The organism is Microcoleus sp. Pol7_B2 (genome assembly GCF_036701035.1).
Taxonomy (GTDB): Bacteria; Cyanobacteriota; Cyanobacteriia; order Cyanobacteriales; family Microcoleaceae; genus Microcoleus.
Genome location: NZ_JAUBQB010000031.1, coordinates 1 through 22,125 on the forward strand (window position 1 = coordinate 1; position 22,125 = coordinate 22,125).

General features: G+C 43.4%; 16 protein-coding genes and 2 pseudogenes. 9 read left to right on the forward strand and 9 right to left on the reverse strand.

Going from position 1 to position 22,125, the window contains the following annotated elements:
- Positions 1-96 precede the first annotated feature (96 nt).
- Both QUA57_RS13930 and QUA57_RS13935 read left to right on the forward strand, forming a co-directional pair.
- Positions 97-286 (forward strand): annotated as a pseudogene (locus QUA57_RS13930) (IS630 family transposase); the annotation flags it as partial.
- Positions 279-464 carry a hypothetical protein gene (locus QUA57_RS13935; protein WP_333061605.1) on the forward strand — a complete coding sequence of 62 codons (186 nt, stop codon included), beginning with the start codon at positions 279-281 and terminating at the stop codon, positions 462-464. The pseudogene QUA57_RS13930 and the gene QUA57_RS13935, both read left to right, overlap by 8 nt.
- On the opposite strand, the gene QUA57_RS13940 is transcribed toward QUA57_RS13935, so the two are convergent.
- The 4 genes from QUA57_RS13940 to QUA57_RS13955 all read right to left on the reverse strand — a co-directional run bounded on the left by QUA57_RS13940 (position 461) and on the right by QUA57_RS13955 (position 4,235).
- Positions 461-676 (reverse strand): hypothetical protein, encoded by a 216-nt coding sequence (locus tag QUA57_RS13940; RefSeq protein WP_445304477.1) that lies wholly within the window; start codon positions 674-676, stop codon positions 461-463. The two genes, QUA57_RS13935 and QUA57_RS13940, sit on opposite strands and share 4 nt — an antisense overlap.
- Positions 677-950: 274 nt before the next feature.
- Entirely contained in the window at positions 951-2,399 is a 1,449-nt protein-coding gene (gene ffh, locus QUA57_RS13945) for a signal recognition particle protein (protein WP_333035131.1), read from the reverse strand.
- A 149-nt stretch (positions 2,400-2,548) separates the two neighbouring features.
- Positions 2,549-3,484: a DMT family transporter gene (locus QUA57_RS13950; RefSeq protein WP_333061604.1), complete on the reverse strand. Its 936-nt coding sequence runs from the start codon at positions 3,482-3,484 to the stop codon at positions 2,549-2,551.
- Positions 3,485-3,902: 418 nt separating this feature from the next.
- The gene (locus QUA57_RS13955) at positions 3,903-4,235 is read right to left on the reverse strand and encodes a serine protease (RefSeq protein WP_333061603.1); all 333 of its coding nucleotides are present in this window, start codon (positions 4,233-4,235) and stop codon (positions 3,903-3,905) included.
- Between the two features lie 38 nt (positions 4,236-4,273).
- Between QUA57_RS13955 and QUA57_RS13960 the strand changes: the two genes are divergently transcribed.
- Entirely contained in the window at positions 4,274-4,423 is a 150-nt protein-coding gene (locus QUA57_RS13960) for a hypothetical protein (RefSeq protein ID WP_333061602.1), read from the forward strand.
- Between the two features lie 112 nt (positions 4,424-4,535).
- Here QUA57_RS13960 and QUA57_RS13965 read toward each other — a convergent pair whose 3' ends face one another.
- A complete protein-coding gene (locus tag QUA57_RS13965; protein WP_333061601.1) occupies positions 4,536-5,318 on the reverse strand; it encodes a calcium-binding protein in 783 nt (260 codons plus the stop codon).
- A 493-nt stretch (positions 5,319-5,811) separates the two neighbouring features.
- Here QUA57_RS13965 and QUA57_RS13970 point away from each other — a divergent pair, with 493 nt between their 5' ends.
- The 4 genes and pseudogenes from QUA57_RS13970 (at position 5,812) to QUA57_RS13985 (ending at position 16,151) form a co-directional block, all read left to right on the forward strand.
- Positions 5,812-8,193 carry a GAF domain-containing protein gene (locus tag QUA57_RS13970; RefSeq protein ID WP_333061600.1) on the forward strand — a complete coding sequence of 794 codons (2,382 nt, stop codon included), beginning with the start codon at positions 5,812-5,814 and terminating at the stop codon, positions 8,191-8,193.
- Between the two features lie 303 nt (positions 8,194-8,496).
- Complete coding sequence (locus QUA57_RS13975; protein ID WP_333061599.1) at positions 8,497-13,950, forward strand: protein kinase domain-containing protein; 5,454 nt, start codon at positions 8,497-8,499, stop codon at positions 13,948-13,950.
- 220 nt (positions 13,951-14,170) lie between these two features.
- The gene (locus QUA57_RS13980; protein ID WP_333035142.1) at positions 14,171-14,602 is read left to right on the forward strand and encodes a hypothetical protein; all 432 of its coding nucleotides are present in this window, start codon (positions 14,171-14,173) and stop codon (positions 14,600-14,602) included.
- A gap of 301 nt (positions 14,603-14,903) precedes the next feature.
- Positions 14,904-16,151, forward strand: a pseudogene (locus QUA57_RS13985) (ISL3 family transposase).
- Positions 16,152-16,316: 165 nt separating this feature from the next.
- Here QUA57_RS13985 and QUA57_RS13990 read toward each other — a convergent pair.
- The 3 genes from QUA57_RS13990 to QUA57_RS14000 form a co-directional block, all read right to left on the reverse strand.
- Complete coding sequence (locus QUA57_RS13990; protein ID WP_333061598.1) at positions 16,317-16,883, reverse strand: TerD family protein; 567 nt, start codon at positions 16,881-16,883, stop codon at positions 16,317-16,319.
- A gap of 227 nt (positions 16,884-17,110) precedes the next feature.
- Positions 17,111-17,536 carry a DUF4359 domain-containing protein gene (locus QUA57_RS13995; RefSeq protein ID WP_333061597.1) on the reverse strand — a complete coding sequence of 142 codons (426 nt, stop codon included), beginning with the start codon at positions 17,534-17,536 and terminating at the stop codon, positions 17,111-17,113.
- A 225-nt stretch (positions 17,537-17,761) separates the two neighbouring features.
- Positions 17,762-18,727: a M48 family metallopeptidase gene (locus QUA57_RS14000; RefSeq protein WP_333061596.1), complete on the reverse strand. Its 966-nt coding sequence runs from the start codon at positions 18,725-18,727 to the stop codon at positions 17,762-17,764.
- A gap of 266 nt (positions 18,728-18,993) precedes the next feature.
- On the opposite strand from QUA57_RS14000, the gene QUA57_RS14005 reads away from it, so the two are divergent.
- Positions 18,994-19,545 (forward strand): acireductone dioxygenase, encoded by a 552-nt coding sequence (locus QUA57_RS14005; RefSeq protein WP_333061595.1) that lies wholly within the window; start codon positions 18,994-18,996, stop codon positions 19,543-19,545.
- Positions 19,546-19,607: 62 nt separating this feature from the next.
- Here QUA57_RS14005 and QUA57_RS14010 read toward each other — a convergent pair whose 3' ends face one another.
- Positions 19,608-21,227: an NAD(P)/FAD-dependent oxidoreductase gene (locus tag QUA57_RS14010; RefSeq protein WP_333061594.1), complete on the reverse strand. Its 1,620-nt coding sequence runs from the start codon at positions 21,225-21,227 to the stop codon at positions 19,608-19,610.
- A 189-nt stretch (positions 21,228-21,416) separates the two neighbouring features.
- Between QUA57_RS14010 and QUA57_RS14015 the strand changes: the two genes are divergently transcribed.
- Positions 21,417-22,022 (forward strand): chorismate lyase, encoded by a 606-nt coding sequence (locus QUA57_RS14015; RefSeq protein WP_242718747.1) that lies wholly within the window; start codon positions 21,417-21,419, stop codon positions 22,020-22,022.
- Positions 22,023-22,125 lie beyond the last annotated feature (103 nt).

Here is a 22,125-nt window from a genome sequence, read left to right on the forward strand (position 1 = left end):
TTCATAAATTTTAACTATTTTCTCACGCAACTCAATCGAATAAGGTTTCATTTTTTTCGCTTATGTACTAAATAAACTGTATCATATATACATGGAATCTGCTGTATCTTATTTGCTCCGAATGCCCCCGAACAAAATCCAGTAGAAGATATTTGGTTACAAGGAAAGAATCTCTTAAGGAAATTGGCCTATCGCTGTAAATCTTTTGCCATAGTAAAGAGGTTATTTATGTTTTTTCGCTTATCGTCAAATATTTGGATTTCCCAAACTTTATATGTATGGTTAGTGTTCACAACTCAATTAGGAACGCTATAAAAGAACGATTAAAATGGTTGAGATTTGAACACATAGAGGAGTTGAGAGCAGCGGTGCAAAAAGAGTTAAACAAGTTGACGAATGAAGTCATTGCTTCTTTGACGGGATGGCAATTCATTTTAGATGCCTTATCTGTAGCAGAACTTTAGGAAATTGGTATAACGCCAGCCGAAATGATGAGAGCGGGAGGTCCCACTTCTGCTACGAAATTTTGGGCATCTTCTGATTCAAATTGCGACCAGGGTATTAGTTCGGCTAGCTGCACCCAACGATTAGTCGCTGCCAACTTTCCTTCCAAGGGCAGCTTAAAGTCTTGGGCTGAGCTTGGGGTGGGTTCAACTTTTCGGTAGACGGGAGCCAACGATAATGCACGGGTTTTGAACTATTTTACCGGTTTTTCCTGCACGCTTACCACCCACCTAATGCTCGCCCATCCAATCCCCCTCACTTTTTTCCCTTTTTTCAGCAAGCCCTAATTACAGGCTTTTTCACGTATAAAGTGGCAACAAGAAAAGAGTTAAAGTTTAATAGTTATTACATTTTCGACCAATAGTAATAAAGGAATATTGGGGTGGGGGCTGGTTTACGAGATTATCGGTGGTAGCCAATTATTTAGTGAAACCAGCCACCACTTTTTACAACTGTCCGAAACCTTTTTTTGGCTTATCTTTTTTCTTTTTCTTCTTCTGCTGGGCACCCATATAGCCACGGGAACCGGGCTGCATTCCGGGGCCACCCATTCCGGGCATTCCGGGCATTCCCGGCAATCCTCCCATTCCTGTAAAGTTGCCTTGACTCATTTGCTGCATCATTGTACGCATTTTCTGGAAATCGCTCACCAGCTTAGTTACGTCGTTTTCAGCGTAGCCTGCGCCTTTGCCGATGCGGCGGCGGCGGGATGGAGAACTTGCTAAAAGTTCGGGATTGCGGCGTTCTTCAACTGTCATCGAATTGATCATGGCTTCGGTGCGTTTTAGCTGCACTTCTCCCTGCCGCATTTGTTCGTCTGAGAGTTTGTTCATCCCCGGAATCATTTTCATGATGCCGCCGAGGGAACCCATATTTTTTAACAGTCTGGTTTGTTTGAGAAAGTCGGTAAAGTCAAACTTTGCCGTGAGCATTTTCTCTTGCATTTTTTCGGCATCGGCGATGTCGAATTCTTCTTGCGCTTTTTCTACGAGGGTCAAGACATCGCCCATGCCTAGTATTCTCGATGCCATGCGATCGGGATAAAATGGTTGCAATGCTTCCACTTTTTCGCCAACTCCGACAAATTTAATCGGCGCGCCGGATATTTGCCGCACTGACAAGGCTGCACCGCCGCGGCTGTCGCCGTCTAATTTGGTTAAGATTGCGCCGGTAATGCCGATTTGTTCATGAAAAGTGCGGGTTAAATTGGCTGCTTCTTGGCCGGTCATGGCATCAACAACTAACAGTGTTTCGTGGGGTTGTACTGTTTGTTTGATGCGGCCCAATTCTGCCATCATGTCTTGGTCGATTTGCAGGCGGCCTGCGGTATCGACGATGATGGTATCAATGCCAATTTGTTTGCCGTGTTCGATGCCTTGGCGGGCAATTTCTACGGGGTCAATGTCTTTGCCTAATTCAAATACGGGTACGTCGATTTGTTTGCCGAGGGTCAGCAATTGGTCGATCGCGGCTGGTCGATAAATGTCGGTTGCGACTAGCAGTGCGGTACGATTTTGTTTGCGGAGGTGCAGTGCTAGTTTGGCGGTAGCTGTGGTTTTCCCGGTTCCTTGCAAACCGGCCATCAGGATCACTGTGGGCCCGGATTCGGCGGTGGCGAGGGGTACGTTGGTTTCCCCCATGACGCGCACGAGTTCGTCGTGAACGATTTTGATGAATTGTTGGTCGGGACGGACGCCTGAAACTACTTCTGCTCCTTGTGCTTTGGCTGCTACCTCTCCGATGAAGTTTTTGACGACTTGGAGGTTGACATCGGCTTCCAGGAGGGCGCGACGGACTTCTTTGAGGGCGTCTTGGATGTTAGACTCGGAGATTTTATTCTGTCCGCGCAGTTTTTTCCAGGTGGATTCGAGTCGATCGGCAAGGGCTTCAAACATAGGGCATTGTTGGCTAGTCAGTCTTTTTTATTTTAGGGCTAAATGGGGCTGTTTGGATGCAAGTTTTGGGAAAAGTTAGATGTTTTTATTTTTTAACCGCTGATGCTCGCGGATTAACGCGCTATGAGTTGGGATCTTTTGTTATATAGTTACTGTCTATTAGTGATAATAATGCCTGCGATGATTAACAACGTACTAAAGAGATGAACTAAGGCGATCGGTTCATTGAGGATAAGCCGCGCACCAAGACCGCTAAAGACTGGAATCATGTAGTAAATTAAAGCTGTGCGGGAAGGGCCAATTAGGGCGATCGCCTGATTCCATGCGAGATAAGCCACTACTGAAGAAAGCACTCCAACGTAGAGCAATGCCCTCACGATGGCTGGATTAAAGACAACAGGATGATAAATCCAACATTCAAGGGCATATAAGGGTACTAAAAATAATAGCCCTAAACTAAAAGTACATAAGCTAAAGGTTGTGATGTGCATGGTCGATGGCTTGCGTTTGACTAACATGGTGTAGCCAGCGAAGATTATGGCCGCCAATAGCATATAAATATCGCCAATGGCGAAAGAAATATTGAGTAATTTTTCTAAAGAACCTCCTGCGAGCAAAAGTATAACACCGCTGACTGTGATCGCAATTCCCGCGAACCGCGTCAAAAAAATAATTTCTCCATAAAAAATTCTAGACATTAGTACGATAAAAATAGGGGAAGAAGCAGCGATTAATGACAAGTTTGTGGCCTGTGTTGTGTGACCTGCAATATAGATTAATGTGTTAAAAGCAGTCACGCCTAAAAAACCCGATAAAGCCAAGTATGGCAGATTTTTTTGTACCAATTTCCAGTCGGCGACTGTCGTTTTAATGGCGAATGGTGTCAGAGTTACAACAGCGATAGTCCATCGCCAAAAGGCTAGTCCTACAGGTAGAATATCTTGAGTAAAAGCTCGGGCAACAATGAAGTTACCAGCCCATATTAAAGTAGCAACTACTGCTAACAAATAACCTATTAGTATGAGATATTTAGGCTGTGATTTACCTAATTTTTCGCTATTTTTATAATTTTTATTATTCTTCATTATCATTGATGATATCGTTTGGAACTCGATCGGTATTCGATCGACCTCCAGTATACCTAGCTCATCTGCCAGTGTTAAAACTTCGGCAATATCCCTAGATTAGGAACAAGCTGGAGTTTAGGCCATTCATAATACCTGAGATTTCCTACAATTAGGACTAACGCATGAGAACCCAGAAACCGGTTTTTTTTACCAAAATACTTCGTTACAGCCTGCATATTCGATAAAAAACCCGCTTTCTTTGGTTGCAGTACGTCCAAGGCTGTGCGTAAGTCCTATTTGTCATCTGTCTAAAGTTAGGATTTTTCCTACACAGCTCATCCTTTATATTAGTTTATTAAGGTATTAGCAGGATATTTTTATGAAGCGAGTCCATTGGTGCAGAGGTTTGTTCCTCCATGGGATGTTGTCTTTTACTCTAGCGACTGTTGACGCACAAGTAGCACAGGCTCAGCGCCCGATTCATATCAAAGCCTGGTGAAAATTCAAAATTGCGTTCAGTTTGGTTTGTTATGCTAGCCGGAAAACCTGGATAGCCAAACACAAAAATTGGTGTACCAACTGCCGCTTGTTCAGAATAGCCTAAAGTTACAACTGGATAAGATTTAGTGCTCTTAAATGTTACAACTGCTAAATCAGGAGCATTTTGGCCTTTCTGCAATAGTACACTACGGGTTACTTGATAGTCTTTTCCTGTAGAAGTGCGAATCGTATAGGTATCCGGAGCGGCAACAACGTGATTAGCTGTCAAAACCGTGTAAGTCGGGCCTTGTTTGGTAATAATAAATCGTGACCCGCCACCGCTTGTTTTTTGATCAATTTAAACCGGTGACAGATTCAGCTAATTTTGCAATTTATGGCGAAGATATAGTCAAAACTGGTGCTTGTGCAAAAACAACTATTACTGTTTTAAGACTTCTGCAAAGTACAGTTGCTTAGAGATAGATTTTCCGCTATCGGTAGGGACACGGCACTGCCGTGTCCGACGCAAAATTGCCGTGTCCCCTACCCGGAACTCGCTCTCTAGCCCGTCTAATTTCCTACAAATAACCTAAGCCAAAAACTGGAATTGAGAACCGTTAACTGCCAAAGCAAACGGACTTGCCTGTTCAAATGCACCGACAAGTTCAAAGTTGTCCGTGTCTAAAACTATCCCCACAATCTGTCCGGTAATTATGTTTTCAATCACCATGTCGTTGATAATTCCATCATTATCGTAAGCAATCAAATTGTCGTCTTCAAAGAAAAGGTTTAGTTCTGTTAAACCGTCCGTCAAACCGATGCGATCGCCCTCGTCAAAATTAAAATCTGTAACGACATCTGCTCCATCTATACCAAATGCTTCATCGTTGCTTCTGAGCACGAATATGTCAGCACCGATGCCTCCGGTGAGCACGTCAACTCCCCGATCGCCTGCTAAGAAATCGTTGCCCTCATTGCCGTCTAAATCGTCGTCTCCTTGCCCTCCCCGCAGGATATCGTTCCCGAACCCTCCAAAGATAAGGTCATTTCCGGCGTCGCCCCTAACTAAGTCGTTGCCATCATTTCCATCCAGGCGATCGTCCTCTTTCCCGCCGTAAATTATGTCATTTCCGCCGCCACCAGCGATAATATCATTGCCATTATTTCCTAACAGCCGTTCGTTGGAATCCGACGAACCTCCTATAGTATCGTTGCCGTCTAGTCCCCAAACTCCCCAAGAAAAAGACGACAAATTTCCATTCCCTACGTTAATCTCATCGGGTGTAGCGAATCCCAAAAGACGTGGCCCGCCCCCAGCAAATACAGGAAATCCATTCACATCGGCAATGAGATTGTTAACCGTTAAAGCCATAACTATGTCCTTTCAAAAATCCTGTTAGCTGTATTATATATGTTAATTCTTGCATTGGCAAATAGCAAGTGTTAGTGGAATTGTTGTCGCAACTTTATTGGCTAATTTAGTGACAAGCAACCAGTTTGCTAATTATTAATTACCAATTACCAATTACCAATTGCCAGGGCTGTGCTTCATTCAACCCAAACCTGCTATATATCTCGCCTCTGAGTCAAATAGCATTAGTTGCTGACACTATCCGCTACTGCCTACCGCTTATAATGGGTGTTACCCCCCAGGCGGTAAACACGTTAATATCACCTATAACGTCGAGACTGAGAGGTTGTTTGTGAATAAAAGTAAAAGTCCCTGGGCCCCTCGTCCGAGAAAAAACCCAGTTTCCGATACCCACACACAAACTTTACAAACAGGATTTAAGCTCTTTACAAAGCCATAATCGCCGATCGCTGACATTTTTTGGCAAAATCCACTGCTTTCAGGTGTTTTACTCATGTCTACTCCTAAATCGTCTTCCCATCAAAACAACAACTCTGTAAAATCGCCAGCGACAGATATCGTTCCAACAAAGCAAGACAGTAACAATCTGCCCAGCGAACCAAGTATAGAACAGCTACTGGAAGCTTTGGCGGGCAAAGTACCCAGTCAATCTTCTGAAATCGAACCGTTGAAAACGTGGAAACAAGATTTACAGCGATTGTTTCAATTTCTCGGCGATCGCCACGTTTTAATCGCAGTAATGCAACCGGGAACTTTTGCCCTGCGTTACGCTAACGCGGCATTTTGTCGCTTGGCTGGTTGGGAGGAAACGCCCTTGGCAACTCAATTTACCAACGGTGGGTTTGCAGAAACCGACATCACTCTGCTGGAACTGTTGGAGGATTGGGGCGGCAGAACAGCAGAACAATTGTACCGTCGCCACCTTTTGCACTGGGTATTTAAGCAATATTATCAAATTGACATTGACGGTTTGCGGGTGCTAGACCAACCTGTCACGGCGAGTGTAAAAAACCCCAAACACCGAGAAGCGAGATTCATTGAATTTTGGCTGGGTTCGGAACAGTTAAAAATTACTCGAATTGACTCAAAAATAGATGAATTCGCGGATATTTCTTTAAGATTAATGCCTCTTGCAGAACGGGAAGCTTGGCTGATGCAGCCGAATCAACTGGAAAATTTAACCAATCGATTGCAGTTGGATAATTACCGCGTAGAAGGTTTGTTGCTGCTAGAAGGTTTTGATGTCACCGTGCAGGAGCAAATTCGGCGGCTGACTCAGTTATTGATCGATCAAGATTCGATGCTGCGGCCAGACAAATTTGAGAGAATCGATCGGTGTTTGCGATCGCTCTTCAATGCTGACGGCACTTTGTTGCTGCGACCAGACGGCGATCAGGTACAGCTATTAGTTGCAAAAGACGGCCAAAATTTGCAGCCGATTCTTTATTCAATGCACTCCCTAGAAGCTTCTCACTTTTTGAAGGCCACAGCAGCAAATCAAGTTTGGAACGTGCCAGACTTGCGTAGGGAGTGCGAAACCGAGTGCGATCGAACTTTGCGGAGAATGGGAACTCGATCGATGCTGCTGGTGCCCCTGGTAGTCAAATCCGTCACCCGTGAGGGGTGCGGGGTGCGGATTTTGGGAGTCGTGGGGCTGTTGTGCGATCGGCCAAACCACTTCAACGGCATTGACGCTCAACACGCCCAAGAACTCATTCCCGCTTTCATTGCAGCCCTGCGGCAAGCTATCCAGGAGCGGTTTACCCACATTCACAATATCCACCCCGCAGTCGAGTGGCGGTTCGCCCAAGAAGCAGAAAGGCGAAGTTGGGGACTACCTCCAGAAACAATCGTATTTGCTGACGTTCATCCGCTGTACGGAATTTCGGACATTCGCGGTTCTAGCGATGAAAGAAACCGAGCCATTCAAACTGATTTGCTCGAACAATTTCGCTTAGGTTTAGTCATAGCTGATGCTGTTTGCCAAACACAAACTACCCACCTCGGCGAGCAACTGCGGCTCGACTTGCTCGACTACATCCAGCATTTAAAACAAAAAGTAACAGTCGATATGGAGGTGCGAGCAGCCGAGTATTTAAACGAGCATTTAGAAGTATATTTTGACTATTTTGTGCAGTGCGGGCCCAAGGTTCAGGCAGCCGTTGAAGCTTACCAAGCAGCCTGTGACAACGAACATAACTGCGTTTACAGCGATCGCAACCGCTACGACCAAATGCTGAACCTAATCAGCACCAAACTCCAAGAAACCTGGGCCCGCTGGCAAGAAAAAATGCAGCAAATTTTGCCCCACTACTGCGACATCGAATGCACCGACGGCATCGATCACATGATTTATGTAGGAAAATCGATCGACCCCACATTCAGCCAGTTTCACCTACACAGTTTGCGGTACGAACAACTGCGAGCTATTTGCGATTGCGGCCGCACAGTTTTTCGCCTGCAAGCCGAGTCTCAAATCAACATGGAACTCGCACATTTAGTGTTAGTGCAGAATACCACGATCGACATTTTTCACAACGAAAACACCGAAAAAATGTTTGATGTCAAAGGCACTCGCGACATCCGCTACGAACTTGTCAAAAAGCGGATCGAAAAAGCCGTTGACAAAGACGCACAAGAGCGAATTACCCAGCCAGGAATGTTAACGGTAGTTTATTCAACCGAAGACGAATGGGAAGAGTACCAACAATACTTGCGTTACTTGTCTCGCGAAGGTTGGGTAGAGCCAAAAGTTCAGACCGGCATGGTAGAATCACTGCAAGGAGTCAGCGGTTTAAAATTCGCCCGCGTGCGTATTTTACCTGAACCGGAATCTATTGCTACTATCTGTGAAGTTACGGTAGTCAGCGATTGAGAACCCGTTCAATTGCCTGTTTTAGGCCCAGTGCGATCGCTCCCATCTTCTGCTGTTATAGGCCCAGTGCGATCGCTCCCATCTCCCAGAAAAACGGTGCAGCGAAAGCATTCGGGACTCAAACACAAGACCGAGATTACATTTAAGATGTTTGTTGACACCAACGACCCAGCCCACCTTTTTACTTAGTGTATATTCCGTGTGATTGGGAAATCGCAAAATACATGATCCGAATCACACAAAATTAAGATTAAGTAGTGTTAATCTAATGATGCTCGGCTCCTGTAATTTATAACTTAAGAGATGTTAACCTTATCAAAATACCAAATAACTTATACTCTGCACGAAGGGGTCGAAACAATAATCTATCGCGGACAAACACCGACAGATGCGCCCCCAGTAATTTTGAAAGTTCTCAAAGCCGAATATCCCTCCCTTGAAGCCATTACCAGGCTCAAACACGAATATCAAATCAGCCAAAATTTAGACAGCGAACACATCGTCAAAGCTATCAGTATCGAAACATTTGACCACCGATTAGGAATCGTTTTAGAAGACTTGGGCGGCGAATCCCTCGCCAAACTGCTGGAAAGAGAAACCTTGAGCCTGCAAGCAAATTTAAACATCGCCATCCAAATAGTCAAAGCCTTACAATACCTGCATTTTCAGCACATTATTCACAAAGACATTAAACCCAGCAACATCATAATTAACTCGCAAACAAAACAAGTAAAACTCACCGACTTCGGCATTGCTACAAAACTCAACAAAGAAAATCCGCAATTTAACAATCCCAACTCAGTCGAAGGCACCTTAGCCTATATGTCACCCGAACAAACCGGGAGAATGAACCGCACCCTCGACTACCGCACAGACTTTTATTCCCTTGGTATCACATTATATGAAATGCTGACTGGAAAATTACCTTTCCGCAGCAACGACCCATTAGAAATAGTTTACAGCCACATCGCAGTTCAACCAATATATCCCCATCAAATCAATTCAGAAATACCTGTCGCTATCTCTGAGATAGTGATGAAATTGATGGCAAAAAATGCCCAAGATAGATATCAAAGTGCGGCCGGATTGTTAGCCGACTTAGAAATTTCTTTGCATCAGTTAAAAACCATCGGACAAATTGCCGACTTCATCCCCGGACGCTTAGATATTCTCAGCCAATTGTTAATCCCCCAAAAATTGTACGGTAGGGAAAATCAGGTTAATGAATTGCTAGCAGCATTTGAACGTGTAAGAGGGGGTTTAGCCAACAATTTGTTAGAAAAACCAGCAACCTTAGAACCAAACCCGCCCCCATCAGGAAGCAGCGAATTAATTCTAGTATCAGGCTACTCAGGCATCGGTAAATCAGCCGCAGTAAACGAAGTTAGCAAACCAATTACCAGGTCAAAAGGTTACTTTATTAGCGGCAAATTTGACCAATTAAAACGCAATATTCCTTATGCCTCATTAATCCAAGCATTTAACTCCCTGCTGCGGCAATTGCTAACAGAAAGTGCACTTTCATTAGAAATATGGCGCACTAAAATTTTAACAGCAGTGGGAACAGACGGCCAAGTAATTGCCGACGTAATTCCAAAAGTTGAATTAATTATCGGCAAACAGCCAGAAGTCCCAGAACTCGCCCCTGTAGAATCCCAAAATCGATTCAATCGGGTATTCAAAGAATTTATTCGCGTTTTCGCCCAAAAAGAACACCCCCTAGTTATCTTTTTAGACGATTTGCAATGGGCAGATTCAGCAACATTAAAGTTGATGCAAATACTGATAACTGACCCTTACCAGGAATATTTGTTGCTAATCGGTGCCTATCGAGACAATGAAGTTAGTCCGACCCACCCCTTAATTCAGACTGTAGAAGAAATTGAAAAAACTGGTACCATAGTCAACAATATCGTGTTGCAACCGCTGGATTTAGCAAATGTGACGGAATTAGTCACTGAAACACTTAACACTTGCACAGACAAAATAACAAATCTAGCGGATTTAATCTGGAATAAAACGGGCGGTAATCCTTTTTTCTTGACTCAATTACTCCAAGCACTTTATCAAGACTCTCTTTTAAAATTTGAATTTAATCACATTACAAATGAGGGAAGTCAAAGTGGCTGGTATTGGAGTATTGATGAAATTCAAGCCATTGGAATCACCGATAAAAGTGTGGTGGAACTGGTAGCTTCTCGCATTGAAAAGCTGCCTGCACCCACCCAAGAAGTGTTGAAGCTAGCAGCTTGCGTGGGAGATAAATTTGCTCTGGATGTGCTGTCACTTGTTAGCGAAGAGTCAGCTAATACTACCGCAACTGAACTTTATTCAGCTTTGCAAGCCGGGTTAATTCTGCCCTTGAGCGATGCTTATCGCATTCCTTTAGTTTTCGATCGAGCCGAATCAATCAATCTCAAGTTAGATACTTCGCGGGTTATTTACAAATTTTTGCACGATCGCGTCCAGCAAGCGGCCTATTCCCTCATTCCCGAAAACGAAAAGCAATCCACCCATTTAAAAATTGGTCAATTACTGTTAAATAATACTCCAGCCGAAAAGCTCGAAGAAAACATCTTTGATATTGTCAATCAATTGAATGTGGGAATTGAAACGATTAGCCAGCCAGCAGAAAAGACGCAGTTAGCTAAACTAAATTTAACTGCGGGACGCAAGGCAAAATTGGCGAATGCTTACGAGGCTGCTGTGAGGTATTTGCAGGTTGCTATGGAATTATTGCCAACAGATTGTTGGCAAAGCCAGTATAAATTAACATTGGCAATTTACGAATCAATGGCAGAATCTGAATACTTAAATATTAACTATGAATATTCAAAAAAACTGGTTGATATTATACTGCAAAAATCTCAAGCTTTGCTGGAAAAACTGAATGCTTATGAGCTTCAACTCCAGTCTTACAACGCTCAAAATAAACTTGTAGAAGCACTAAATACAGGACTAGAAGTTCTGAAATTCTTAGGCATTGTTTTTCCTCAAAATCCCAAATCAATAAATATTGTACCGGGAGCGATTAATACAAGACTGAGCTTAGGAATTAGGCGAATTGATGATTTAGCCAACTTGCCAGAAATGACCGATCCCAATCAAAAAGCAGCCATGCGAATTTTATCAGGAATTCTCAGCAGTGCTTTTCAAATCAAGCCCCAACTGTTACCGCTTCTAACATTTACGATGGTTAAGCTGTGCCTTAAATATGGCAATTCCCCTTATTCTAGCGTTGGTTACGTTTATTATGGCGTAGTTTTGTGCGGGCTAGGGGATATTAATTTGGGATACCAATTCGGTCAACTGGCAATTAAGCTGTTAGATAAATTTTCATCCGGTTCGATCAAAAGTAGAGTTTATGAAGTCTTTAGTTTTTTGATAGCACCCCAGAAAGCCGAACTTAAGTTAGCATTAGGGTATCTCATGGAAGGTTTTAAAATCGGCATGGAAAGTGGAGAGTTGGAATATGCTGGTTATTCTTTATGTATATATTGCTCTTATAAAATGTGGGCAGGAGAGTCTCTAGATTTGATTGAAGAGGAGACAGGTAAATATATAAAATTACTGCAAAAAAATAAACAAGAAGGTTGCTCTGACTACATTAGTATAGAAAGACAAATAGCGCTCAATTTGCGTGACAAATCAGCAGATCCCTGCTATTTAGTCGGCGACAGTTTTGATGAGTTCAAAACGCTTCCTATTCTAATAGAATATAAAATATTTCTTTTCGTTATTTTGGCGTACAATGCCAAGACAGTGCTGAACTTCACATTCGGCAACTATGCCCAAGCCGTAGAAAATTCCATATTATTTGAGCAACATGAAGATGTTGCACCTGGATTTTATGTGATCGCTGTCAATAAATTATACTATTCTCTTAGCCTCCTAGCTTTGTATCCACAAGCTGGTAAAAAGGAGCAAAAAGAATATATCAAAAAAGTGGCAAATCTCCAGAAAAAGATGCAAAAATGGGCTATTGATGCTCCAATGAATTATCAACACAAGTATGATTTGGTAGCAGCGGAGAAAGCGCGAGTCTTTGGGCACAATAGCCAAGCGATGGAATTGTACGATCGCGCAATTGATGGAGCCGCCAAAAACGGTTACATTCAAGAGGAAGCATTAGCCTATGAATTAGCAGGAGAATTTTATCAAGCTTTGGGTAAAGAGATAGTTTCTCAAGCATATCTGACTAAAGCCTATTATGGATATATCCATTGGGGAGCCATAGCTAAAGTTAAACACTTAGAATCAACACATCCTTTCTTAGCAGCACAGACGCGCACAATTCACACCCCAACCCTGGATGTCACCCGCACGGCTACGGGAAATACTACCAGTAGTAGTTTAGGCGATTTCTTAGACTTAGCTACTTTTATTAAGTCGGCGCAAGCCATTAACGGTGAAATTGTTCTAGAAAAATTGTTGACCAAATTAATCAAAATTATTTTAGAAAATGCGGCGGCTCAAAAAGTAGTGCTGCTGCTCCTGAAAAACGATATCCTCTGCATAGAAGCTACTGGCAGTTTTGCGGAGGATAAAGTGACACTTTTACCCTCTATTCCCGTAGAAACTCGTCAAGATGTTCCCCTGTCTGTGATTAATTACGTACACCGCAGTCAAAAGCATCTGGTTTTAGACAATGCGACTGTCGCCGAACCTTTTAATGTAGATACCTACATTCAGAAATATCAACCAAAATCAATTCTCTGTTTGCCGATTATTTATCAATCTCAGCGGCGCGGAATAATTTATTTAGAAAATGCTTTGACAGTAGGGGCTTTTACAGCAGAAAGAGTAGAAGTATTCAAAGTGTTAATTTCTCAAGTGGCTATTGCTGTAGAAAATGCTGGTTTGTACGCGCGCGAGAAAGAAAAATCTCAACAGTTAGAAAAATCTTTTAATGAACTGCAACAGGCGCAACTGCAACTCATTCAAAGCGAAAAAATGTCGGCTCTCGGCAACTTGATTGCAGGGGTTGCTCACGAAATTAACAATCCGCTCGGTTTTATTGCGGGCAATCTTGATGCTGCTGCTGAGGCGAGCTTAGATTTGATTGATTGCTTACAACTTTACCAAGAAAAATTTCCTAATCCTGGAGATGAATTACAGGATAAAGCATCGGAGATCGATTTAGAATATTTGATCGAAGATTTGCCGAAAATGCTTTTATCCATGAAATCAGGTACAGAGCGCATCCGCAATATTAGCACGTCTTTGCGGACTTTTTCCCGCGCTGATAGTGCGAATAAAGTGTCAGCAAATATTCATGACGGCATCGACAGCACTTTGATGATTTTACAGTATCGCCTGAAAGCTAAAGATACTCGCCCGGCGATTAAGATTATCAAAGAATACGGAGATATCCCGCCAGTTAAATGTTATTTTGGGCAACTGAATCAGGTATTTATGAATTTGCTGGCAAATGCGATCGAGTGTTTTGACGAATTCAATCAGGGTCGCACTTACGCTGAAATTGAAGCTTTACCGAATACGATCGCCATTATCACTCATCTCGGGGAGGATAACAACAGCGTGGTGATTAAAATCAAAGATAACGGTCAAGGGATGTCATCGGAGGTCAAGTCGAAAATATTTGACCATTTATTTACTACCAAAGGAGTAGGAAAAGGTACTGGTTTGGGGTTGTCTATCAGCCGGCAAATTGTAGAAGAAACCCACGGCGGTAAACTAACTTGCGAATCGGTGCTGGGAGAAGGTACGGAATTTGCGATCGCCCTGCCGCTTTGATAAAATTTATTCACCACTTTTACGGAATCAGTCATTGCCAATTGTTTAATCTCCAATCTCAACTCTCAAATGTTATGACTGGTCATTAACACATAGTGGGAAATTTGTCAACTCCTAAATATCTATCAAATAGTCCACAGTTCACTGTTTAAAGCAGGCAGTATGCAGTTACATTGTTAGCTAAATCACGTAATAACTGTATTTGATAGGAGTTTTTCGAGTGAACGCTGCCGAACAAGCCAAAAATATAGAAGTTGCCAGCAAAATTGCTGCGGTTGTTAATTTATTCAAGTCCGAATTCCCGGATGCAAAAGTCGATTTGAAACCTTGGATGAATGACGAGGATACCAGAGAACTTGTAGATCCAGATTCGATAGACATTGGCTTCCATTTTCCCGGTAGAAGTCGCTTGTTGCAAAGCCGCAGCATTTTGATTCAAATCCGATTTTACCAAGATCCGGTGGAAGGATATCGGCGGGCGATCGGCGTTGAGGCCGCCGGTTACGATCATACTGGTCAGCAGTGGCACTTTTCTACTGTGGAAAATTGGAATTTTCTCGGCATAACCGAACCTGCGGTGGAGTCGGCGCAAAAACTCAAAGACTTTTGCCAGCAGATTTTTGATTTGTTTAATCAGTCATTCGGCGATTGAAATCGCTTCTACACGAACGAAGTCCGCCGACGCGGACTAAGAAATTAGGACTTACGCATTGACAAAATAACCAAACAGTGAATTGATAAATATAGGTCGTCTACTTTCTAAATATCGGACAATGAGAAAAATAACTAAGGCTCTTCAGTAGTTAATATGCTAAATGAACAGCTAAGCCAGGAAAGAAAGACAAATGAGGCTAGAAAAATAGTTGGTAGAGTCATTACCGGGGTTGACAGAGGAAACTCATTTATTATTAACTATAAGCAAAAGCTAGATGGGTTAGGTAGATTGAACAGCCATGACAACGAAAAAGGAGATAAAGTTTTTAACAAAGCTGTTGAATATAGAGGGAATAAAAGTAATCTCACATCGCCAGCATGAAGGGATTGGAATAATTTTACAGGTGGAAGGAATCGGTAAGGAAAGTAACTGTCCACGTTGGGGAAAAAAAAGTCATAGATTACATCAAAATCATAGATACCTAGTCAAAAATTTACCTTGGGGAGAGAAATTTGTATTTTTAGAAATTAACAGACGACAGTTTAAAGGCGAAAAATGTGTCTAGCCATTTAGTGAAGAGTTGGAGTTTGTCAGAAAAAGAAGAACCTATACAAAAAGGCTAGGAAGAGCAATAATCTAAGAAGTGTTAGAGAACGATATCCACAGCGTAGCGAAAAAAGGGGTGGTGACAACAGAAGAAATAGAAAGGATGTTAAAAGACGCATCGAAAGAATAATTGAAAGCTAAGCCTAGCGAGTTGAAGAGATTAGGGATAGATGAAATAGCTGTAATAAAAAAAAAAGGAAATTACTGTGCAGTATTAATAGATTTAGAGAAGTCAAAGTAAAGTGGGATATTGGCAGGAAGGAAACAACAAGAAATTAGGGAAGTGCTGCTCGGATAGGGTAAAGAGGTATTAGAGCCAATAGAAGAAGTAAGTATAGATTTGTGGAAAGGTTACAGAAATCTAGTGATAGACTTGATGCCAAAGGCTCAGGTGGTCGCCGACTGATTTCATGTAATGGCACAAATAAATAAGGAATTAGATGCCCAAAGGAAGCGAGAAAAGAGACAGGTAGAAGATTTAATTAAAAAAGCAGAATCGTCAGAAGAGAAAGCAGACCAGGAGAAAGTTTTAGAAGGATTGAATAAAAGTAAATATGTGTTATTGAAGAACGAATCAGATCTAAATGAAGAGCGAAAAGCTAAACTCGTGCAAGTTAAAGATGTATCTTCTCCTCTCAAAAGTAGGCATGAATTAAAAGAAGAAATTAGAAGGATTTTCGAGCAGGCTAATAATTGGTTAGTCGGTTTGTTGAAACTGGGAAGATGGCTGTCAGGAGCTAAAAAATATTTTCCCGATAGTCAGAATACTATTATTCGTTGGCTAGATGAGATTATTGCTTACTTCGATTATAAGACTACGAGTGGTGTTGTCGAAGGCATCAACAATAAGCTCAAGTTGATTAAACGTTCTGCTTACGGGTTTAGAAACTTTGAAAACTTCCGTGTTAGATGTTTGCCTACTTGGCAGTTTGACTGTTAGTTTAGCATACTAGTTACTGAAGAGCCACAAATTTACCAAAAGCTCCAGACGAGAGTATTCCGCTTCCGGTTCTGACTCCACCTCCAGCTCCCCAGCCGAAAACTGTAAATCATCAGCCGTTCCCGCTGCTAACTCGTGAGGAATTGCAGCAATATTATTACTAATTTAGCTGCAATACTTGTCAACAAAACTCTGCAATCCTGCCTGATATCCTGCTCCTACAGCCTGAAATCTCCACTCTCCATTCTTTCTATACAAACGACCAAATTCTACCGCTGTCTCTCGCGAAAAATTTTCTTTTAATTCATACCGAACCAGTTCGCTTTTTGTATCCAAATTGGAAACTTTGATAAAAGCATTTTTGATATTGCTAAAATTTGCCCTATTTTTATCTGCTTCGTGAATAGTCACAACAAAAGTTATTTCCTCAATGTCAGGATTAACTCTTTTTAAGATAACGCCGTAAATAGTCTTATTCTCTTGACTTGGGTTGTTTTTATCTCGAATCACTTGCAGTACCGAACTGTCACCGGATTGCAGATTATTGTAAAAGATAAAATATTTATCGTTAGGTATTTTGCCGTCAGCACCTAGCATAAATGCAGAGACATCAATCTCGTAGCTTTGTCCTGCCTCTGTCACCTGCCAACCGAGGGCGATCGCCATTTTTTTTAAACCAGGCGCTTCTTTAGAGATATTAAATCTCTCACCCTTACTTAATTGCATTGCCATCAGCTTATTTGTTAAACATCAAACTTTATAGCGTTCATGTTAATATTAAGTGCGGCAATAACTTTTGTTCTTTAAGAAAACTTAATATTTTGCTTCTAATAGGGAGCTTGACTAAAAATATGTGCTGCCGCTATCCGAATTTATTGAGATTTGCTTAGAGACAATTACCTAAGCAAAAACCGGGCTTTCTACAAAACCCGGTTTCTACACTTAAACTTAATTTGACTCTACTTTTGAACATTTTCAGAACTAGGTGGCAACGTCACGAAATTCCCAAAAGCTCCAACCGTTGGATAGCTTTTTTTGCCTAATTGAGTTGTGTAAATACTGACCACACCTAAATTTTGACGCTGCGTTGTATTGTCTAGCAAACTTTCGATCGTGTCCCGCTGCGAAGTTAGCAAATTCTTGCAACTGCCGATCAAAGTATCTGTAATCCCGCTCAAAGCTTTAGGCACCCGAGAATCTTTGCACACAGTGCTTTCCAACTCGGTTTGGAGTACGCCGGAAGCATAAGTTAGGTATTTGTCTCTCCCAGGATTTGTAAATGCCATGCCGGCGGCTAGAAGAGTCAGAGCGATCGCGACTTTTCCCACATTGCCGAAAAAATTAGAAGTTGGCTTGTTAGTATTCATTGCGTTATCAATATTCATTTTTTTTAGCCCCGTTGATTTATAAGCTTCTCTTGATTTAAACTACACCTCCTCAGAAACACATTTCCGAAAGGAGGGGACAGTTTTTAGATTGGAGGCCAGTTGCGAGTAAGTCTCTCACTGGTTTACCTTCCTTTTACGTTTCTCCCTCCCTCAAATCCGGTAAATCTTCAACAAAACATTTAGCTGGTTCCCAGGCGCAGCCTGGGGACGAGGAATTTAAACTTAGTTTCGCTTTGATTTTTGCCTCTCAATCTCCCGCTGCAACTCTTCAATTTGACGGCGCAAAGCCTCCGTCTCGCTGTTAGGCGTTTGCGACTTCACATCAACCGCACCTTCAGCTACAGCCCGCTTGTAGTTCCCCAACTTAATTTGGCGGTATTCTTCGGAACTGGCCCAGTCTCGCAAATACCTCAGCCGTTCCACCGGGAAAGGGTGACTCAGCATCACGCCTTGGCCGCCGTTGTAAAGTAAAAATTTATACACTTGGTTGAGATTGTCTCGATCGAGCTCTTGATAGTTGTCAGACTGGCGTATAAATTCTTGCAAACTGCATTGGTCAGCATATTTACTGCTAACTCCCGCAAGTTTCATCATCGTCTTCATCACACTGTTCAAGTCATCCGTCACCAACAAAGCCGCCCGATCTGCCGACAATTCAGCCTTGCGCCGCCACTCGTAAAAAGCGAAAATTAAACCGCTACCGACCATATTTCCCAAACCGAAAGTCATCTCGCCAATTGTCGATGCGACGCTCATCGCCCACGTCGCCATTTGATTTAAAGTTGGATGGCCGCATTTAATGTGTCCCAACTCGTGAGCCAAGACTACCCGCAGTTCCGCCTCGTCCAACAAGTCTAAAAGACCAGTGTTTAATACTACATAAGGCTGGTTTTTTCCCAGGGCATAGCTGTTAACTGAGGGATCCTGAGAAACAAACAAACCCGGTTCTGGAAAAATATCTAAAGCCTGCACGCACTCCCGAAATATATGATAAATGCTGGCATATTGGCGGGGCCCGACTTGAATGCTATTTCCCATTAGGTAAACGAATTGCGGTCGTTCGTAGACAAATTCTACAAATTTGCTGGCAATTAAGTCAAATCCAGGCACGCTTCGCAGCGCTTCCTCAGCTTGGCGATCGAGCGGATGCTGAAATGCTTCGCTAGAAATTCCCGTATAAGTAGGCATGGTTGTTGCAAAAATTACAGTTAAGATATCAGTATTGCCGATGGCTGCGGGTGCTAGCTGGTGGCTGACTTATTAATCTTATCGCGACAAATCTGGAACTATTGTAGAACAGGCATCTTGCCTGTTCAAATCATTAAACTATTGTGGAACAGGCATCTTGCCTGTTCAAATTAGCGTTAAAATTGTGATTCTGGTACAGGCGCGATCGACAAACATCTTTCACAGTGCCTGTGTATCGCCTCACCCAAAAATTGGAACGTGCAAAAATGGCTATCCTGCGACTCGAAAACGGTACAACCTACACTCAACAAAGCGACATTACCCGAGAACTCGCTTCCTTAAACATTCAACTCAACCGCTGGCCCGTGGGTGACAGCGCTGAAATTCAAAATTTGTTAGCTAAAGATGCTCTTGACGAGAATCAAAAAGAGCAAGTGCTGCAAGCCCTCGACGGCTACTTTCAACAGTTGTCGGAAAGTGCAGGCTATCAGGATCGCGACTTAATTGTACTGCACCCGGACATTCCCAACCTCGACACCATGCTGTCCAAATTCAACAAGTGTCACATCCACGCCGATGATGAAGTCCGCTATATCGTAGCAGGCGAGGGCATTTTCGGCTTCGTGCGGCCCGACGGCAGCCAAGTCGAACTCACAGTGCAGCCGGAAGAATTTATCAACGTGCCGGCGAATACAGAACACTGGTTTTATTTGACAGCAGCCCAGAAAATTAAAGCGGTGCGCTATTTTACCACTAAAGAAGGCTGGACGCCTGAGTATACCGATACGGAAATTCGCTCGCGTTTAGCTGCTGTTTGAACAGTTGACAGTTGACGGTTGACGGCAATCTTCAAATCATCTAAAAATCCTCAAACCCCGCATTAAATTTTGTGGTTTGAAGATTGCAATATGCTCAAAGCAACCGCCTCCGCCACTTTAATCCCATCAATCCCCGCCGACAGAATTCCACCCGCATATCCTGCACCTTCCCCAGCAGGATAAAGACCTTCTGTATTCAAACTCTGATAATCTTCCTTGCGTTTAATCCGAATCGGTGAAGAAGTGCGCGTTTCCACCCCAGTCAAAACCGCATCATCCATCGCAAATCCTTTAATCTGCTTGTCAAAAGCCGGAAGTGCTTCGCGGATAGCTGCGATCGCATAATCTGGCAAACTTTCGCTCAAATCAGTCATCACAACTCCCGGCGTATAAGACGGCTGCACACTGCCTAGCGCCGTGGAAGGGCGATTCGCCAAAAAATCACCCACAAGCTGCCCAGGAGCGTTGTAAGTGCCACCTCCTAACTCAAATGCCCGTTCTTCTAGGCGACGCTGAAACTCAATTCCGGCTAAGGGATGACCCGGATAATCTTCCGGCGTGATACCCACCACAATCCCGCTGTTAGCATTGCGTTCATTGCGAGAATATTGACTCATTCCATTAGTGACCACTCGCCCCGGTTCTGACGCAGCCGCCACTACCAAACCACCGGGACACATACAGAAACTATACACAGAACGGCCGTTTTGGCAATGGTGAACCAGTTTGTAATCGGCGGCACCCAAAAGCTTATGGCCCGCCCGATCGCCAAAACGACAGCGATCGATAATACTTTGGGGATGTTCCACCCGAAAACCAATGGAAAAAGGTTTTGCCTCAATGTAAACCCCGCGCGAAAACAACATTTCAAAAGTATCGCGGGCGCTGTGTCCCACCGCCAGAACTATATAATTACTAGCAATATATTCTCCGCTGGCGAGGGTAAGTCCCTGCACTTTTCCATTTTCGATGTGGATATCTTCTACACGAGTTTGAAACCGAATTTCTCCGCCTAATGATTCTATTTGGGCGCGAAGACTTTGGACAATTCCCACCAGTTTGAACGTGCCAATATGCGGTTTATTAATATATAAAATTTCCGGTGAAGCTCCTGCATTCACAAGTTCCGTCAACACCTTCCGCCCATAATGTTGAGGATCTTTAACTTGGCTGTAGAGCTTGCCATCGGAAAAAGTACCCGCACCACCTTCGCCAAACTGAGCGTTAGATTCTGGGTTGAATTCTGCTTTTTTCTTCCAAAACCCAAAAGTATCAACCGTGCGATCGCGCACAGCTTTTCCGCGTTCTAAAAGAATGGGGCGAAATCCCATTTGTGCCAGCATCAGACCTGCAAACATACCGCACGGCCCTGTACCAATCACAATGGGGCGAATCGTCAAATTGTTGGGGGCTTGCGCTACATAGCGATAACTCGTGTCTGGTGTTACCATCACATGAGGATCTTTTTTGAAGCGCGCCAAAAGTTGCTTTTCCTGTGTCGTTTCTACATCCACAATATAGACAAGGAGGATTTCTGCTTTTTTACGAGCATCATAGCTGCGCTTGAAGATGGAATAGCTGAGCAATTCTTCGGGGGGAATTTGCAGCTTTTTGACTATAGCACTGGCGATCGCATCTTGAGGATGATCTAGGGGGAGTTTTATTTCGGTTATTCGTAACATATAGTGGGAAGAAGGAAGAAGGAAGAAGGAAGAAGGAAGAAGGAAGAATAAAAATCCCGAACAGAAGTATTATAACTATTTAACCGGGCATCCTATGGGCGCTCGTCCTCGGTCGATCAATTTTTGGTTTTTGAGCGGATAATTGAAGAAGCGTTATAATAAACAAAAAATTAAGTTTTGTAAAGACCCTTGACTGCAACATTCACACCCAAAAACAGCCGCACCTGGCACGCTCTCAACCCTCTGTGGCAAGGAGCCGAAGACGCAGTACAGAAGGGTTTGCCCCACACCAAGCTCGCACCGGCATGGCAAATACTGCTCCTAGGCGACGGTTCCCCCACCCGTCACCTGCAACTGCTGACAGGGGAACCCACAGAAGTAGATGTGATCGATATGTCTTTAGTGGGTGAAGACGCAGACGGCGCGCCCCAGCAAATTGTTGCGGTTCCGGGGCCGCGCCTGCGCCGCCAAGTGTGGCTGCGGACTGCTTCGGGACAGCGCCTGGCCTATGCGACATCTTGGTGGGAAGCGAGCCACGTAGATGAATATTTGCAAAATAAATCGTTGCCAATTTGGGCTAGTTTAGCGAGGCTGCGGACAGAATTGTATCGCGATGTGCAGGGCATTTATTGTGGTGATTCGGCTGCTTTGGAATCAGCGTTTGAAGAGTCGGGCCCTTTTTGGGGGCGGCACTATTTGTTTTGGCATCACGGGAAGCCATTGACTCTGATTTATGAGGTTTTTTCTCCTTATTTAACTAAGTATTTGGGGTCGATGCAATTGGATGTTGATTGAGACTGAGATCTTGCGCCATTATCAATCAGGCTTTCAGGGCGGGCTAGAAGCCCAACCCCTACTCCGCACAATAAAATTCATCTCTTGTGGAACAGGCCGGAAA